At 68.3% G+C, this 15,499-nt stretch carries 15 protein-coding genes; 4 read left to right on the forward strand and 11 right to left on the reverse strand.

What is annotated here, in order from left to right:
• Positions 1–6 precede the first annotated feature (6 nt).
• The gene (locus tag ISN75_RS16875) at positions 7–606 is read right to left on the reverse strand and encodes an ankyrin repeat domain-containing protein (RefSeq protein ID WP_343821059.1); all 600 of its coding nucleotides are present in this window, start codon (positions 604–606) and stop codon (positions 7–9) included.
• Between the two features lie 120 nt (positions 607–726).
• Positions 727–2,235 carry a catalase gene (locus ISN75_RS16880; protein ID WP_423385176.1) on the reverse strand — a complete coding sequence of 503 codons (1,509 nt, stop codon included), beginning with the start codon at positions 2,233–2,235 and terminating at the stop codon, positions 727–729.
• Between the two features lie 179 nt (positions 2,236–2,414).
• On the opposite strand from ISN75_RS16880, the gene ISN75_RS16885 reads away from it, so the two are divergent.
• The 4 genes from ISN75_RS16885 to ISN75_RS16900 all read left to right on the forward strand — a co-directional run bounded on the left by ISN75_RS16885 (position 2,415) and on the right by ISN75_RS16900 (position 5,480).
• Complete coding sequence (locus ISN75_RS16885) at positions 2,415–3,239, forward strand: AraC family transcriptional regulator (protein ID WP_343821055.1); 825 nt, start codon at positions 2,415–2,417, stop codon at positions 3,237–3,239.
• Positions 3,240–3,285: 46 nt separating this feature from the next.
• Complete coding sequence (locus tag ISN75_RS16890) at positions 3,286–4,257, forward strand: DMT family transporter (RefSeq protein ID WP_343821054.1); 972 nt, start codon at positions 3,286–3,288, stop codon at positions 4,255–4,257.
• 52 nt (positions 4,258–4,309) lie between these two features.
• Positions 4,310–4,876, forward strand: coding sequence for an NUDIX hydrolase (locus tag ISN75_RS16895; protein WP_343821052.1), 567 nt, complete (start codon positions 4,310–4,312; stop codon positions 4,874–4,876).
• Between the two features lie 244 nt (positions 4,877–5,120).
• The gene (locus tag ISN75_RS16900) at positions 5,121–5,480 is read left to right on the forward strand and encodes a hypothetical protein (protein WP_167256738.1); all 360 of its coding nucleotides are present in this window, start codon (positions 5,121–5,123) and stop codon (positions 5,478–5,480) included.
• Between the two features lie 161 nt (positions 5,481–5,641).
• Here ISN75_RS16900 and ISN75_RS16905 read toward each other — a convergent pair whose 3' ends face one another.
• The 9 genes from ISN75_RS16905 to ISN75_RS16945 all read right to left on the reverse strand — a co-directional run bounded on the left by ISN75_RS16905 (position 5,642) and on the right by ISN75_RS16945 (position 15,498).
• Positions 5,642–5,944: an STAS domain-containing protein gene (locus ISN75_RS16905; RefSeq protein ID WP_208399793.1), complete on the reverse strand. Its 303-nt coding sequence runs from the start codon at positions 5,942–5,944 to the stop codon at positions 5,642–5,644.
• A gap of 127 nt (positions 5,945–6,071) precedes the next feature.
• Positions 6,072–7,253, reverse strand: coding sequence for a methyl-accepting chemotaxis protein (locus tag ISN75_RS16910; RefSeq protein ID WP_343821049.1), 1,182 nt, complete (start codon positions 7,251–7,253; stop codon positions 6,072–6,074).
• A gap of 13 nt (positions 7,254–7,266) precedes the next feature.
• Positions 7,267–8,367, reverse strand: coding sequence for a protein-glutamate methylesterase/protein-glutamine glutaminase (locus ISN75_RS16915; RefSeq protein ID WP_167256736.1), 1,101 nt, complete (start codon positions 8,365–8,367; stop codon positions 7,267–7,269).
• A 172-nt stretch (positions 8,368–8,539) separates the two neighbouring features.
• Positions 8,540–9,178 carry a chemoreceptor glutamine deamidase CheD gene (cheD, locus tag ISN75_RS16920; RefSeq protein ID WP_167256735.1) on the reverse strand — a complete coding sequence of 213 codons (639 nt, stop codon included), beginning with the start codon at positions 9,176–9,178 and terminating at the stop codon, positions 8,540–8,542.
• Positions 9,175–10,050: a CheR family methyltransferase gene (locus tag ISN75_RS16925; RefSeq protein ID WP_167256734.1), complete on the reverse strand. Its 876-nt coding sequence runs from the start codon at positions 10,048–10,050 to the stop codon at positions 9,175–9,177. Before ISN75_RS16925 ends, cheD begins: the two co-directional genes overlap by 4 nt.
• A 267-nt stretch (positions 10,051–10,317) precedes the next feature.
• Entirely contained in the window at positions 10,318–12,033 is a 1,716-nt protein-coding gene (locus ISN75_RS16930) for a methyl-accepting chemotaxis protein (RefSeq protein WP_168647943.1), read from the reverse strand.
• Between the two features lie 9 nt (positions 12,034–12,042).
• Positions 12,043–12,555 carry a chemotaxis protein CheW gene (locus ISN75_RS16935; protein WP_167256732.1) on the reverse strand — a complete coding sequence of 171 codons (513 nt, stop codon included), beginning with the start codon at positions 12,553–12,555 and terminating at the stop codon, positions 12,043–12,045.
• A gap of 587 nt (positions 12,556–13,142) precedes the next feature.
• Positions 13,143–15,125 (reverse strand): chemotaxis protein CheA, encoded by a 1,983-nt coding sequence (locus tag ISN75_RS16940; RefSeq protein WP_343821044.1) that lies wholly within the window; start codon positions 15,123–15,125, stop codon positions 13,143–13,145.
• Positions 15,126–15,135: 10 nt separating this feature from the next.
• Entirely contained in the window at positions 15,136–15,498 is a 363-nt protein-coding gene (locus ISN75_RS16945; RefSeq protein ID WP_167256730.1) for a response regulator, read from the reverse strand.
• Between the last annotated feature and the right edge of the window lies 1 nt (position 15,499).

Raw genomic sequence — 15,499 nt, forward strand, 5'->3', positions numbered from 1 at the left:
CCTACGTCAATGTGCGGCGCGCTCGATCGAACGCGCGACCTCGTCGGCGCCCTGCTCGTGCGCAATGGAAGCGGCGGTGCGCCCTTGCGCATCCTTCATGGCGAAGTTCGCGCCGCGCTTGCGTAGAAGATCCAGCAGCCGCGCATTGCCCGACAGCGCCGCATACATCGCCGCCGTCTGCCCATCGCGGTTGCGGTCGTCCGCCTTCGCGCAGGGCTGATCCAGCAGCAGCTTCGCCACCGACAGCTCGCCCTTGAACGCGGCGCCCATGATCGCCGTGCTGCCGCGGTGGTCGCGCGCGCAGGCGTCGGCGCCGAGTGCGATCAGTTCGCGCACGGCCGCCTCCTGCCCGTGGTACGCGGCGAGAATCAGCGCGGTGTAGCCCTGCGGTGTGCGCACGTCGACCGGAAAGCCGGACTTCACATACTCGCGCAGCAGCACCACGTCGCCCTGGCGCGCCGCTTCGAAGAAATAGGTTTTCAGTTCCGCCTCGGCTTCCGCGCGGCGCGCGGCTTCCGGCGTAGCAGCGGCGGCCGTGGCCGCGGGCGGCGGCGGCGAGCCGCAGGCGGCAAGCAGCAGGCACGAAGCCAGCATCAAGCGCTTCATCGCGCGTCTCCTGAAGTAATGAAACCTGAAGTGATGAAACCTGAAGTGATGAAAGGTGCCGCACGGCCCGGGAGCTGAGAGCGTGACTCCCGGGCCGGCGGCCACTGCAAGCGAGAGTGCTTACAGTGCTCGCGCGAGGCGTTCGATCTGTGCCGGCTGGGCGCCGACGGCCTTGGCGATACGCGTGCCGTAGTCCGCGTCGGCCTTGTAGAAATAACTGAGCATGGTGTCGCGCACGCGGGCGTCCTTCACCTGCCCGAGATCACCGGCGAGGTTGGCGATCAGGTTGCTCTTCTGCTGCGGCGACAGGCTGCGGTACAGCTCGCCGGCCTGCTCGAAGTTCATGCTGCGAGCGATGCGCTGCTGCTGCGTGGTGCCGCTCAAGGGCAGCTGGCTGGCCTTGTAGCGCGCATCGTCGGCATAGGCACCGGCGATTTCACTCGGCTGGTAGTTGACGTCGGAGTCGGTCGCGCCGGCATTCATCGCGCCGTCCTGGTGATACGCACGCACCGGAACCAGCGGCCGGTTGATCGGCAACTGCTGGTTGTTCACACCCAGGCGATAGGTCTGCGTGTCGGCATACGAGAACAGGCGGCCTTGCAGCAGGCGGTCCTCCGAGGCTTCGATGCCCGGCACCATGCGCACCGGCGCGAACGCGGCCTGCTCGGTTTCCTGGAAGAAGTTGGCGGGAACGCGGTCGAGCGTCATGGTGCCCAGCTTCGTCTCCGGCACGTTCGGCCAGACCTTGGTGGCGTCCTGCGGATCGAAGGCGAAGCCGGCCAGCTGCTCGGGCTTCAGCACCTGCACGTACAGATCCCACTGCGGATAGTTCTTCGCCGCGATGGCGTCGTACAGGTCGTGCGTGAGGTTGTTGAAGTCCTTGCCCTGCATCGCCTCGGCTTCTTTGCCGCTGAGGTTCCTGATGCCCTGGTGGCTCTTCCAGTGGAACTTCACGTAATGCACCTCGCCCTTGGCGTTGACGAACTTGAAGGCGTGCACGCCGAAGCCGTCCATGGTGCGGTACGAGGCTGGCGTGCCGTTGTCGGTGTACACCCAGGTGAGCATGTGGGTGGCTTCGGGCACGTGCGAGAAGAAATCGAAATAGCGGTTCGGGTCCTGCCGGTTGGTCACCGGCGAGGGCTTGAGCGCATGCACCATGTCCGGGAACTTGATCGCATCGCGGATAAAGAACACTGGCAGGTTGTTGCCCACCAGATCCCAGTTGCCCTGGTCGGTATAGAACTTGGTGGCGAAGCCGCGCGGGTCGCGCAGCGTTTCCGGCGAGCCCGAAGGATGGATCACCGTGGAGAAGCGCACGAAGACCGGCGTGGTCTTGCCGGCGGCGGCGAACAGCGACGCCGCGGTCAGTTCGCTGAAATCGCCGGCGGAGACGAAGCTGCCGTGCACGCCGGTGCCGCGCGCATGCACCACGCGCTCAGGGATGCGTTCGCGGCCGAAGTGCTGCAGCTTTTCCACCAATTGCGCGTCCTGCAGCAGGGCCGGACCGGCCGGGCCGGCGGTCTGCGAGTTCTGGTTGTCGCCGACCGGGGCGCCGTTGGCGCGGGTCAGCGTGTTCTGCGCATGAGCGTGGGCCACGAGCAGGGCAAGGCCTAGCAGCGACGCGCCCAGGGCACGTACGTAGCGGTGGAATGGCATGGGTTCTTATCCTTAGGGTTTGGCAGCGCTCTCCCACCGCCAGCTCTCCTGCCCGAGACTACGCAAGCCGCATCGATATGCCCATTCGATATTTCCTAACGAATCGATAGAGCGTATATATCCAAATCTTCCCGGCAGAGCCCCCGACCCACGTGCAAGGCGTCCCTCACGCATTCGAGCATCTCCGCGATTCCGCGGAGTTCCGCCTGCCCTCCCACCGCGAGGGCATCGAGCTCTATCGCGCGCATATCGTGCGGCACGCGTTCGAGCCGCACGTGCATGACGGCTTCGGCCTGGGCGCGATCGAATCCGGCGTGGAACGCTTCCGCTACCGCGGCGCCGAGCACCTGGCGCCGCCCGACTCGCTGGTGATGATGAATCCCGACGAGCTGCACACCGGCCGCGCCGAGACCGAAGGCGGCTGGCACTACCGCATGGTCTACGTCGAGCAGTCCGCGGTGGACGCGATCACCGGCGAAGCGGGCTGGTGGTTCGGCGACGCGGTGCGTGCGGATGCGGCCGGCGCGCGGCGCATCACCGTGCTGCTCGATGCGCTGTGGCAGGCGCGCGAACCGCTGGCCTTCGACGGACTGATGCTGCAGCTGCTGCAGGAATTCCGCCGCCACGCGCGCACGCCGCAGCCGCTGCGGACGGAGGCGCTGTCGCGCTTCGAGCCGGTGATCGACTACCTGCGCGAGCATCTGGCCGAACGCCTCACCCTGGACGAGCTGGCCGCCGTCGCCGGCCTCAGCCCCTTCCATTTCCTGCGCCAGTTCCAGGCGCGCCACCACGCCACGCCGCAGCAGATGCTGATGGCGTTCCGGCTGTCCGAAGCCAAGCGCCGCCTTACTTCCGGCGAAGCACCGGCCCAGGTCGCCGCCGCCACCGGGCTGGCCGACCAGGCGCATCTCACGCGCGCCTTCGCGCGCCGCTACGGCGTCACGCCCGCGCGCTACCAGCGCCAGCTGCAGCGATAGCAATCTCGTACAAGACCACCGCGCGCCGCACCTGCAAGCTGGCCGGATGTGGACTGGAACGCTCTATGCACTCGTCGCCGGCCTGATGTGGGGCCTGGTCTTCGTCGGCCCGCTGCTGGTGCCGGAATACCCGGCCGCGCTGCAGTCGGTCGGCCGCTATCTGGCCTTCGGCCTGATCGCGCTGCCGCTGGCCTGGCTGGACCGCGCCGCGCTGCGCCAGCTCGCGCGCACCGACTGGATCGAGGCGCTGAAGCTCGCCGCGGTCGGCAACCTGCTCTATTACCTCTGCCTGGCCAGTGCGATCCAGCGCGCGGGCGGCCCGCTGCCGACCATGATCATCGGCACCCTGCCGGTGGTGATCGCGGTCAGCGCCAACCTGCGCAATGCGCGCCGCGACGGCCGCCTGCCGTGGGCGCGGCTGGCGCCTTCGCTGCTGCTGATCGGCACCGGCATCGCCTGCGTCAACCAGGCCGAGCTGGCCGCGCTGCGGGCGCAGTCCGGCGCGGACCTGAGCCGCTACGCCACCGGCGCCCTGCTCGCCTTCGGCGCCGTGGCCTGCTGGACCTGGTACCCGCTGCGCAACGCCGACTGGCTGCGCCACCACCCCGGCCGCAGCCCGCGCACCTGGGCCACCGCGCAGGGCGTGGCCACGCTGCCGCTGGCGCTGGCCGGCTATGCGCTGCTGTGGCTGCTGATGGGCGCCGGCGGCAACCCGTTCCCGATGCCGTTCGGCCCGCGTCCGCTGTTCTTCATCGCGCTGATGGCGGCGATCGGCCTGTTCGCCTCCTGGCTCGGCACGCTGTGCTGGAACGAAGCCAGCCAGCGCCTGCCCACCGCGCTGGCCGGACAGCTGATCGTGTTCGAGACGCTGGCGGCGCTGAGCTATGCATTCGCGCTGCGCGGCACGCCGCCGGGTGCGCGGACGCTGCTGGGCATCGGCCTGCTGGTGGCGGGCGTGGCGTGGGCGACGCGGGTGAAGCCGGTGCCGGTGGAACATCCCGAAGCCGAGCGGTTGTAGCCGTCATGCGGGGACGGCACCATGCGGGGCTTCCTTCCAGCACTGGCTGCCCATGCACTCGAACGACCGCATCCCCAAAGACGCCCAGGCCCCGGTGGAAACGCTCTACGAAGGCCGCTGGCTCAGCCTGCGCAAGCGCGGCCGCTGGGAATACGCCGAGCGCAACAACCCCGCGGGCGCGGTGATCATCCTGGCGGTGACGCCGGACGACAAGGTGCTGTTCGTCGAGCAGTACCGCGTGGCCATCCTCAAGCACACCATCGAGATGCCCGCCGGCCTGATCGGCGACGAAGCCGGCCACCACGGCGAGAGCGCGCTGATCGCCGCGCAGCGCGAGCTGGAGGAAGAAACCGGCTACCGCTGCGCCCGCGTGGAATTCGTCCACGAAGGCCCGTCCTCCTCCGGCATGAGCACCGAGATGATCGCCTTCGTGCGCGCCTGGGACCTGGTGAAGGTGGGCCCGGGCGGCGGCGATGAGAGCGAGAACATCGTGGTGCACGAAGTACCCCGCCGCGAGGCCGGCGCCTGGCTGTTCGCGCGGGCGGCACAGGGGTATTCGATCGACCCGAAGCTGTTTGCCGGCCTGTGGTTTATCGAACACGGCCGCCCCGAAGCCTGAGTCTTTACCCCCTCTCCCCCTGCGGGGAGAGGGCTGGGGTGAGGGGGCGGGCGAAGCGTAGAAGCAGGAGCAGCAAGCAGGCGACGCTTCGTAGAGCCCTCTTGGCGAGCCCCGGCCCCTCATCCGGCTGCCGCCACCTTCTCCCCGGAGGGGAGAAGGGCCCAATAGCTAAAGTTTCTACCAAACCGGCCGATCTGTAGGACGTCGTTCCTTATCAACGATTTCCCATCGATCGGACCCGCCCATGAAAACTCTCCTCGTCGTCGCCCTGCTGCTGGCCCCCGTCGCTTCGCACGCGGCCTGCGCCGCCACCGATTTCGCCATTTCCGACTTCAAGATGAAGTCCTCCGGTTCGGGCACCGGCATGCGCCTGAGCCTCGCCGGCCAGCTCACCAATCATTGCGGCTCGGCCGCCGCCGCGCAGATCCGCATCGAAGCCAAGGATGCCGGCGGCAAGGTGCTGCAGAGCAAGCAGGGCTGGCCAGCCGGCACCGCCAATATCGGCCCGGGCCAGTCGGTCAGCTTCGACCTCGGCCGCCTGTTCCGCTACGAGTCGGACATGCAGGACTACACCGTCAGCGTTTCCGAAGTGAAGACCTGGTAATACGGCACCGCAAGCCCACCGGAACCATTGCTTTTCTTTGAGGCCCCGCGAGGGGCCTTTCTTTTGCGCCCGGAGAAACCAGGCGCCGGGAGAATCCAGGCAAAAAAAGAGGCGGTCCCCGGCAGAGACCGCCCCGCTCACCCAACCGTCCGCTTACCCGTTCAGTGCAGCACGAACAGCTTGTCGAAGCCCGCCACCCGCAGCGTGCCGCGCAGCTCGCTGCCGGCATTGACGATGCGGATCTCCGAGCGCTCGCCGCCGGCGTGCTCGCGCAGCAGCAGCAGCATGCCCAGCGCGGAGCTGTCCATGCGGCTCACCTCGCCCAGGTCGATCACATAGCTGCGCGCGGCGCGGCCGCCCAGGCAGGCATCGTGGAAGTCGCGGTGCACGGTGAAGTCGAAACGCTCGCCCAGCTGCAGGGTGAGGCAGTCTTGCTCGGTGTCGTGATGGATGGTCAGGCTCATGGCTTGGTCCTTGAATCGGGAACGGGGAACGGGGAATGGGGAACATGAAGGTAGGAACAAGCCCGAACGTCACGGGTATCCGCAACCCGCATGTTCCCCGTTCCCTATTCCCCGTTCCCCGCTCCACTCAAAACAGCTCGATCTCGCCGGCGTCCATCGAGTTCTGCAGGGCCGGGCCGCGCGAACGCAGGCGGGCCTTCTCGCGTTGCATGGCAAGGCGGGCGCGCACGCGCTGCGCGTGCTCGGCCAACGCGGCGGCCTCCATGTCGGCGCAGGCCAGCTCCTCGATGTCGCGCGTGCATTCGGCGGTCACGTCCTGCAGCTCCACCAGGCGCGTACGGGTCTGGTTGATCAGCTGGCTGAGGATGTCCTCGAACTGCAGCGAGCGGATGGTGGTGGACACATCGCTGCCCAGGCCGCGGTTGATCTCCACCACCTGGTCGGCGACCTGGCTGGTGCGCGCGTCGCTCTCGGTCACATGCGCCAGCATGGCGTCGATGCCGCCCTTGGTCGACAGCGCCATGTTGAGGTCCTGCGAGGCCATCGCGCCGACCAGGCCGCGCAGCTGCTCCATCGCGGTGCGCGCGCGCTCCACGTGGCTGCCGATCTGCTCGTTGAACTGGTTGGAATTACTGGCCAGATTGCGGATCTCGCCGGCCACCACCGCGAAGCCGCGGCCGGCCTCGCCCGCGCGTGCCGCCTCGATCGAGGCGTTCAGCGCCAGCAGGTTGGTTTCCTCGGCGATGGTGTTCACGTTCTTCAGCAGGCCGAACACCGCGTCCATTTCCTTGGCCATGCCGTCGATGCGGTAGACGATGCGCAGGCTGTCGCGCGACAGCTGCACGATCAGGCCGACGAAATGCTCCAGCAGGTCGCTGGTGCGCGCGGCGAAGTCCTGCACCGACACGCCGTCCTTCTGCCCGTCGATGATCTGCTTGAGCAGCGACTGCTGCTGCCCGGTCTTGTGCGACAGGCCGTCGAAGCCGCCGCCCAGCTCGGACACCGCGTCGCGCAGCAGATCCAGCGCCTGGTGCAGTTCGCGGGTGGCGTGGCCGAGTTCCTCGACCAGCGCCTCGCGCACGTCTTCCAGCGCTTCGCGCACGGGAGCGTTGTTGGGCTGCGGCGCGGCGATCGTCACCACGCGCGCCGGCGTGCGGCGCTGCTCGACGATCCAGGCCGCGGCGGTGGCGAGGATCGCCAGCGGCGCCAGCCAGGCAGGCTGCCACAGCAGGCACAGCAGCAGCGCCGCGGCGCTGACGCTCAGGCCGAGCGGCAGGCGGGGAAAGGACGGGGCGGGAATGGCAGACATGACAGCGTCCAGGTCAGCGGGTGGCGGCGCGCAGCGCGTTCGCCACAGGTTGGCGCGCCAGTTCCAGCAGGCGCGCGGCGATATGTTCCAGCGGTTGCATCTCGGCCGCCGCGCCCAGCTTCCAGGCGGCGCCGGGCATGCCCCACACCACCGAGCTGGCTTCGTCCTGCACCACGGTGGCGGCGCCGGCTTCCTTCAGTTCCAGCAGGCCGCGCGCGCCGTCGTCGCCCATGCCGGTGAGCAGGGCGGCGATGGTGGTGCGGCCGACGGTGGCGGCCATCGAGCGGAACAGCACGTCCACGCTCGGCTTGTGGCGGTTCACCGGCGGGCCGTCGTGCAGGCGGCAGACGTGGCGCGCGCCGTCCCACATCACCAGCAGGTGCTGGCTGCCCGGCGCAATGTACGCATGGCCGGGCTGGATCGGCTGGCCGTCGCGCGCTTCGCACACGCGCATCGCCGAGCAGTTGTCCATGCGCGTGGCGAACGGGCCGCTGAAGGCGGCCGGGATGTGCTGGGTGATCACGATCGGCGGCGCGTCCGGCGGCATCGATTCCAGCACCACGCGGATCGCCTCCGTGCCGCCGGTGGAGGCGCCGATGGCGATGATCGGGCTGCCGCCGCGGCTGTCCGCCGTCTGCGCGCGCGGCAGCACCGCATCGGCGGAAAGCCGCGGCGCCACTTCCAGCTTGCGCACCGCGGTGCGCACGCGCGGGCGCGCCAGCGCGGCCAGCTTCACCTTGGCGCAGATGTCCTGCGCACCCTCGGCGAAGGTGCTGGCCAGGTCGCTGCTGGGCTTGGTGAAGAAATCCACCGCGCCCAGTTCCAGCGCGCGCAGGGTCACTTCCGCGCCCTGCTGGGTCAGCGAGGACACCATCACCACCGGCATCGGCCGCAGGCGCATCAGGTTCTCGAGAAACGTGAGGCCGTCCATGCGCGGCATTTCCACGTCCAGCGTGAGCACGTCCGGCTCCAGCTGCTTGATCTTTTCGCGCGCGATGAAGGGATCGGCCGCGGTGCCCACCACTTCGATCATCGGATCGCAGGAGAGCATGGTCGTCAGCAGCTTCCGCACCAGGGCGGAATCGTCGATCACCAGGACTCGGACTCGGGACATGCAGGCTTCTCTTCAGTGATGCGAGGGTGGAAGGTCGTCGTGCTGAGGGATGAGCAGTGAGGGCGCCACGCCGGCTCGCGCGGCAGCCCCCTGTTCCTGGCCGTCTCCGGCTTGCATCTGCTGCCGCGCGGGCGCCGGTCGCACGCCCTCACTGCTCGTCCCTGCGAACCGGTCAGAACAATTCCACCTCTCCCTTTATCGGATCGTTGGCCAAACGCTTGAGGTACTTCCGCTCGCCGTCCACCAGCACGCTGGCGTGGTGGCCGCGCAACTGGCGCACGCGGGCCTTGCCGCTGCACGGGAAGAACTGCACCTGGCGCGGGTAGACGTCGCCCACGTCCTCGGCCACCAGCTCCAGCCGCTCAGCGGCCAGGTAGCGGCGCACGAAGGCGATATTGCGTTCGCCGATGTCGGTCATCTGGGTCAGCACGCGGCCGCCGCCGAAGATCTTCACCTCCAGGTCTTCGCGCCGGCCGCCGGCCTTGAGGATGGCGTTGATCAGCTGCTCCATGGCGTCGTTGCCGTAGCGCGCGGCGCGGCCCACGGTGGACGACCAGGCGTCGCGCTCGCCCATCGGCTCGGGCAGCATGAAATGGTTCATGCCGCCGATGCCGCGGCGGCGGTCGCGGATGCAGGCCGACACGCAGGAGCCGAGCACGGTGGCGATCAGTTCCTCCTGCCGGCTGACGTAGTACTCGCCGGGCAGCACCTTGGCGGTCATGCTGGCCTGGGCCGGGTCCCAGTAGCGGCGCACGTGCTCGAAGCCGGGCAGCACTTCGCCGGTGGGCGCGGGGCGCGTCTGGGCGTTCATGCGGGCTTCTTCCGGTAGACGGTGCGGCCGACCAGGGCGAAGTCGTCGTTCAGTCCGTGCATGGATTCGGAGTGGCCCAGGAACAGATAGCCCTCGGCCACCAGCTTGCCGGCGTAGCGCCGGAACAGGCGCTCCTTGGTCGGCTTGTCGAAATAGATCACCACGTTGCGGCAGAAGATCGCATCGAACACACCGCTCATCGGCCATTCGTGCAGCAGGTTCAGAGGCTGGATCGCCACCAGCTCGCGCAGGCGCGGATGCACGCAGGCCAGGCCCGCATAGCTGCCTTCGCCGCGCAGGAACCAGCGCCGGCGCCGCTCGGCGCTGACGCCGCCGAGCTTGTCCAGCGCGTAGACGCCTTCGCGCGCGCCGGCCAGCGCCTGCGGCGACAGGTCGGTGGCGAGGATCTTCGCGTCCACGCTGGAACCGTGCTTCTCCAGCGCCTCCGCCAGCACCATCGCCAGCGCGTAGGGTTCCTCGCCGGTGGAGCAGCCGGCCGACCAGATGCGCAGGCGTTCGCCGCTGCGGCGCTTCTCGGCCAGCCACTGCGGCAGCAGGGTCTGCTCCAGCAGGTCGTAGTGGTGCGACTCGCGGAAGAACGAGGTGACATTGGTGCTGATCGCGCTGGCCAGGTCGCCCATCTCGGCATCCGGATCGCGGCGCAGCAGCTCGCAGTATTCGCCGAACTCCTTCAGGCCCAGCGCGCGCAGGCGGCGCAGCAGGCGGCCCTGCACCAGCTGGCGTTTCTGTTCGCTGAGCGCGATGCCGCAGTGCGTGAGCACGAATTCGCGCAGGAAATCGAAATCGCGGTTGCCGAGCAACGGGCCGCCCACGCCTGGCGCAGCGGCTTCCTGGGAAAGGTTCGCGGCCATGTTTCAGCCCCCCTTCCCGCCGTTGGAAACACTCCCCCTGCGAACACTCACGACACACCTCTTATCGTTGTCTTGCTGCTGACTTCCCTTACTTCCCCAGTCCCCAAACTGGAATCCTTCTCCCTCCGGGAGAAGGTGGCGGCAGCCGGATGAGGGTTCGGGCGGAGCGGTGTACATCATCCTTGCGCTCCGCCCGTACCCTCACCCCAACCCCTCTCCCCGTGCACAAATTGGTAAACGGGGAGAGGGGCTTTAAATCCCGCCTCCTCAGAACTCTTTCCACACCCCAGCGTCGGCCGTCTCCACCGCGCGCTGCGCACGCACCGGCGCGGAACTGCGCACCGCCGCGAACACCGCCTCCGCTTCCGCGCTGGCCGTGGCTGCCGCCTTGCGCGCCGGAGCCGCCACCGCCGCTTCGTCGCCCAGGCGGAAGAAGCCCACCTGGCGCGACAGCTCGCCGGCCTGTTCCTGCATGGCGCGGGCGGCGGCCGCCGCTTCTTCCACCAGCGCGGCGTTCTGCTGGGTCATCTCGTCCATCTGGGTCACGGCGTTGTTGACCTGGTCGATGCCGGCCGACTGTTCCTGGCTGGCCGCGGCGATCTCCGCCACGATGTCGGTCACCTTCTTCACGCTGTCCACGATCTCGGCCAGCGCCTTGCCCGACTGGTCCACCAGCGCGGTGCCGGTACGCACCTTCTCCGCGCTGTCGGCGATCAGGCCCTTGATCTCCTTCGCCGCACCCGCGCTGCGCTGCGCCAGGTTGCGCACTTCGGTGGCCACCACCGCGAAGCCGCGGCCCTGTTCGCCGGCGCGCGCCGCTTCCACCGCGGCATTGAGCGCCAGCAGGTTGGTCTGGAAGGCGATCTCGTCGATCAGGCTGACGATGTCGGAAATCTTGCGGCTGGAGTCGTTGATCTCGCGCATCGCGCCGACCGCCTGGGTCACCACCTCGCCGCCGCGCTCGGCCTGCTCGCGGGCACCGCGGGCCAGCTGATTGGCGTGGCTGGCGTTCTCGGCGTTCTGCTTCACGGTCGAGGTCATTTCCTCCATCGAAGAAGCCGTTTCCTCCAGGCTCGACGCCTGCTCCTGCGTGCGCTGGCTCAGGTCGTCGTTGCCGCGGGCGATCTGCTGCGCGGCGGTGCTGACCGCGCCGGAACCGTGGCGCACTTCGCCGACGATGGCGGCGAGGCGCTGGTCCATGCTGCGGAAGGCGTTGAGCAGCTGGCCGAGCTCATCGTTGCGGCCGGCCTCGATGTCGTGGCCGAGCTTGCCTTCGGCGATCTCGTTGGCGATGCGCACGGCGCGGTTCAGCGTGCCGATGATCGAGCGGATCAGCATCACCGCAGCGACGATGGCGATCAGCAGGCCGGCGATCAGCGCGATCAGGCTGGCCGCGCGGATCCAGCCGAAGCGGGCGAGCTGGGCGTCGTAGATGTGCTTGGCTTCGATGCGCTGCGCTTCGGTCAGCTTGGCCAGCGCATCCTGGCGCTCCATCAGGAGCGGGCGCACCTGCATCTCGAGCACGTCCGACGCGGCCGGGTCCTTCTGGTTCAGCGCGTCGAGCATGTCCTTCTTGGCCTGGGCGTAGTCCTCGTCGGTGGAACGCCACTTCTTGTACAGCTCATCCAGCTCCGGCGAGCGCGACATGGCGGCGTACTGCTTCTTCAGCAGGGCCATCTCGTCCTGGTACTTCTGGAACTCACCGAGCTTCTGCTTGAGCGCGTCGGGCTTGTCCAGCAGGTTGCTGGATTCGCCCAGCACGATGAAGGACATCAGCGAACGCGTGTTGATGCGGCTGACGATTTCCGACGGCACCATCTCGTCGTCGTACATCTGGCGCATGCCCTCGTTCTGCAGGTGCATGGCGCCGAGGCCGACGGCGGCGCCGCCGATCAGCATGAGACCGAGCAGGCCGAGCACGCCGCGCAGGCGGTTGCGGACGGTCATGGCGGGAAGCTTGAACTTGATTGCGGGGATCTTCATCGGAATTCCTTAGGCCACGGCCTTCTCGTCGATAGCCGCGGGCAAGGCGGCCTCCAGCATCTGCGCGTCCTGCGGTTGCAGCAGTTTGTCCACGTCCAGCAGCAGCACCATGCGCTCTGCCACGGAGGTGAGTCCCTTGAGGTATTCGGTATCCACGGAGGTGCCCATGTCCGGCACCGGGCGCACCGCGCCGGCGTTGACGTCGAGCACGTCCGACACGCTGTCGACCACCACGCCGAACAGGCGGCCGGCGACGGTGACGATCACGGTGACGGTGGTCTGGGTGTATGCCTCGCTCGGCAGGCCGAAGCGCAGGCGCAGGTCCAGCACGGGCACAATGGCGCCGCGCAGGTTGAGCACGCCCAGCACGTAGTGCGGGGCCTGCGGGATGCGGGTGACCGGGGTCCAGCCGCGGATTTCGCGGACGGCCAGGATGTCCAGGCCGTATTCCTCGGGGCCGAGGCCGACGATGAGGTATTGGGTGGGGGCCGCTTCGGCGGCGCCGGGCGATGGCTGGCTCATGGGGGTCTCGTTTGCGCGGGTGACCGCGCCTGTATTGCCGTTATCGGCAGGTGAACGGTTGGCTTGAGAGTTTTCCTGGGGGATTTGCTGGGGGATTGGGCTCTCGTCCTACTCGTCATCCCGGCGTAGGCCGGACGAGCGCGTAGCGCGAAGAACGCCCGTAGGGCGGCCCCGAAGGGGTGAGCGAAGCGAATCATCCAGTAGCGACTAGGTGCGGTTGTCGCGACTTGGCCGCTTATGCAGCGGGCATTCCGGACGCCTGCCGGCGCCCGGGTCACTTTCTCTTTGCTGGCTCAAAGAGAAAGTAACCAAAGAGAAATAGCCTCAAGTCAAAGGCTCGCGACGCGACTAGAAGGAGCAGTGAGCGGCTGCGGTAGCCTGATTAACCTGGGTCTACACGAAACGACGGTGCGTTTACGTAGCGGGTGCTTCAACGTGCCGTGGCGAAGAGGATGTTCAAGAACCGAGGCCAGCTTTTGTTCTTCGTTCCTGCCTGCCTCACGACCCCCCCCTCTCCCCTCCGGGGAGAGGGCAGGGTGAGGGGCCGGGCGGAGCGTACCGTGCGGCGTACCTCATTCTTTTGCTCGTCAGGCCGCGCGGCGGCGGGACAGTTGGCGTGACAAGCCGGCCACGTCGACGATCAGGGCGACGGAACCGTCCGCCAGGATCGTTGCGCCGGAGATGCCGGAGACGCGGCGGTAGTTGGCTTCCAGGGACTTCACCACCGCTTGCTGCTGGCCGATCAGTTCGTCGACGAACAGGCCGAGGCGGGAGCCGTCGCCTTCGACGACGACGACCAGGCCTTGTTCGATCGGGCGGCGGGTGCCGTGGCAGGCGAAGGCATCCTGCAGGCGCAGGACGGGGAGCCAGCCGTCGCGGAAGTGGAACAGTTCGCCGCCGCCGGTGACGGTGCGCAGATGTTCGCTGCGCAGCTGTACGGTTTCGATGATCGAGGCCAGCGGCACGATGTAGTGCTCGCCGCCGACCAGGGCGGTGAGGCCGTCGATGATGGCCAGGGTCAGCGGCAAGGTGATGGTGAACACCGAACCCTTTCCGGCCATGCTGCGGATCTGGATGCTGCCGCCCAGATCCACCACGTTGCGGCGGACCACGTCCATGCCGACGCCGCGGCCGGACAGGTCGGTGGTGACGGCGGCGGTGGAGAAGCCGGGCTGGAAGATCAGGTCGGCGACGGCTTCGTCGGTCAGGCCCTCGGCGCTGGCGATAAGGCCGCGCTGCAAGGCTTTGGCGACGATGGCTTCGCGATTGAGGCCGGCGCCGTCGTCGCTGATTTCCACCACGATCGAGCCGTTGCGGTGGGAGGCTTCCAGGCGCAGCGTGCCGGTGTCGCCCTTGCCGGCGGCGCGGCGGCGGTCGGGGGTTTCCAGGCCGTGGTCGATGGCGTTGCGCACCAGATGCACCAGCGGGTCGCCGATCTTCTCCAGCACGGTCTTGTCCAGCTCGGTCTGTTCGCCGACCAGGTCCAGCTTCACCTGCTTGCCGAGTTTCTGGCTCAGGTCGCGGACCATGCGCGGAAAGCGGTTGAACACCGAGCCGATCGGCAGCATGCGGATGCCCATCACGCTTTCCTGCAGCGTGCGCGTGTGGCGCGCCAGCTGGGCCAGTCCCTGCTGCAGCATCTCCAGGCGCGAGGCGTCGAAGTCCTCGCGGAAGGTGTCGAGCATGGACTGGGTGATCACCAGCTCGCCCACCAGGTTGATCAGGCTGTCGATCTTGTCGATCCCCACGCGCACCGAGGATTCGGTGGCGGCGGCTTCGCGCACGGCGGCCTTGGGTGCCGCGGCCGCGGAAGCGGGTACGGCAGCCGCTGCTTCGGCGGCGACGGGCGCGTGATGCACCTGCGCACCGGGCAGCGCTTCGATAGTGAGATCGCATTCGTCCTCGACCCAGTCGAACACGCTCTGCACCGCGGCGCGGGTCACGTCGCCGCGCAGTTCCAGGCGCCAGCCCAGATGGCATTCGGACGGATCGAGCGCGGCCAGGCCGGGCAACCGGTCCAGCTCGGCCACGGCTTTCAGTTCGCCCAGCTCGCCGAGTTCGCGCAGCAGGCGCAGCGCGTCGTTGCCGCCAGCCAGCATGCCCCGGTGCGGGCGGAACGCGATCGACCAGCCGGTGGCGGCATCGTCGCTGCGCCGCGCGGGCGCGGCGGCCGGCGCGAGCGTACGGCCGACCATCGCGGCCAGTTCGTGCCGCAGCGCCTCGCTGTCGGCGTCGGCCAGCGGCTGGCCGGACTGCGCGCGGGCGAACATGCCGCGCAGGCAGTCCACCGAGCGCAGCAGCACCTCCACGATGCCGGCGTCGACCGCGCGGCGGCCGTCGCGCAGCTCGTCGAGCAGCGATTCGGCTTCGTGGGTGAAGGCCGCCATGTCCGGGAAACCGAACGTGGCGGCACCGCCCTTGATCGAATGGGCCGCACGGAAGATGCCGTGGACCAGTTCCTTGTCGCCGCCGCCGTCCAGCGCAAGCAGCGCCGTCTCCATGGCGTCGAGGCCTTCGTGGCTCTCGTCGAAGAAGGTCTGATGAAAATGCGCCAGGCTCACCGTGCTCATAAGAATGCCCTTAGCCGAGCACGCGCTTGACCGTGGCCAGCAGCTGCTCCGGATCGAACGGCTTGACCAGCCAGCCGGTGGCGCCGGCCGCCTTGCCTTCCATCTTCTTGTCCGTGTGCGACTCGGTGGTCAGCATCAGGATCGGCACGCCCTTGTACTCGGGCATGGTGCGCAGCTCACGCACCATGCTGATGCCGTCCATCACCGGCATGTTCACGTCGGCCAGCACCAGGTCGAAACGCGCGCCCTTGGCGGCGTCCACCGCCAGCTGGCCGTTCTCCGCCTCGCTCACATCGTGGCCCGCGCCGCGCAGGGTGAAGGCGACCATGCCGCGCATGGAAGCCGAATCGTCTACCGCCAGGATCTTTGCCATC

The sequence above is a fragment of the Dyella marensis genome (genome assembly GCF_049532885.1).
Classification (GTDB): domain Bacteria; phylum Pseudomonadota; class Gammaproteobacteria; order Xanthomonadales; family Rhodanobacteraceae; genus Dyella_D; species Dyella_D marensis.

Coding starts and splice junctions, on each gene's coding strand:
- ISN75_RS16875 (WP_343821059.1), bottom strand. CDS start 606: ATGAAGCGCTTGATGCTGGCTTCGTGCCTGCTGCTTGCCGCCTGCGGC.
- ISN75_RS16890 (WP_343821054.1), top strand. CDS start 3,286: ATGTGGACTGGAACGCTCTATGCACTCGTCGCCGGCCTGATGTGGGGC.
- ISN75_RS16895 (WP_343821052.1), top strand. CDS start 4,310: ATGCACTCGAACGACCGCATCCCCAAAGACGCCCAGGCCCCGGTGGAA.
- ISN75_RS16900 (WP_167256738.1), top strand. CDS start 5,121: ATGAAAACTCTCCTCGTCGTCGCCCTGCTGCTGGCCCCCGTCGCTTCG.
- ISN75_RS16905 (WP_208399793.1), bottom strand. CDS start 5,944: ATGAGCCTGACCATCCATCACGACACCGAGCAAGACTGCCTCACCCTG.
- ISN75_RS16910 (WP_343821049.1), bottom strand. CDS start 7,253: ATGTCTGCCATTCCCGCCCCGTCCTTTCCCCGCCTGCCGCTCGGCCTG.
- ISN75_RS16915 (WP_167256736.1), bottom strand. CDS start 8,367: ATGTCCCGAGTCCGAGTCCTGGTGATCGACGATTCCGCCCTGGTGCGG.
- cheD (WP_167256735.1), bottom strand. CDS start 9,178: ATGAACGCCCAGACGCGCCCCGCGCCCACCGGCGAAGTGCTGCCCGGC.
- ISN75_RS16925 (WP_167256734.1), bottom strand. CDS start 10,050: ATGGCCGCGAACCTTTCCCAGGAAGCCGCTGCGCCAGGCGTGGGCGGC.
- ISN75_RS16930 (WP_168647943.1), bottom strand. CDS start 12,033: ATGAAGATCCCCGCAATCAAGTTCAAGCTTCCCGCCATGACCGTCCGC.
- ISN75_RS16935 (WP_167256732.1), bottom strand. CDS start 12,555: ATGAGCCAGCCATCGCCCGGCGCCGCCGAAGCGGCCCCCACCCAATAC.
- ISN75_RS16940 (WP_343821044.1), bottom strand. CDS start 15,125: ATGAGCACGGTGAGCCTGGCGCATTTTCATCAGACCTTCTTCGACGAG.
- ISN75_RS16945 (WP_167256730.1), bottom strand. CDS start 15,498: ATGGCAAAGATCCTGGCGGTAGACGATTCGGCTTCCATGCGCGGCATG.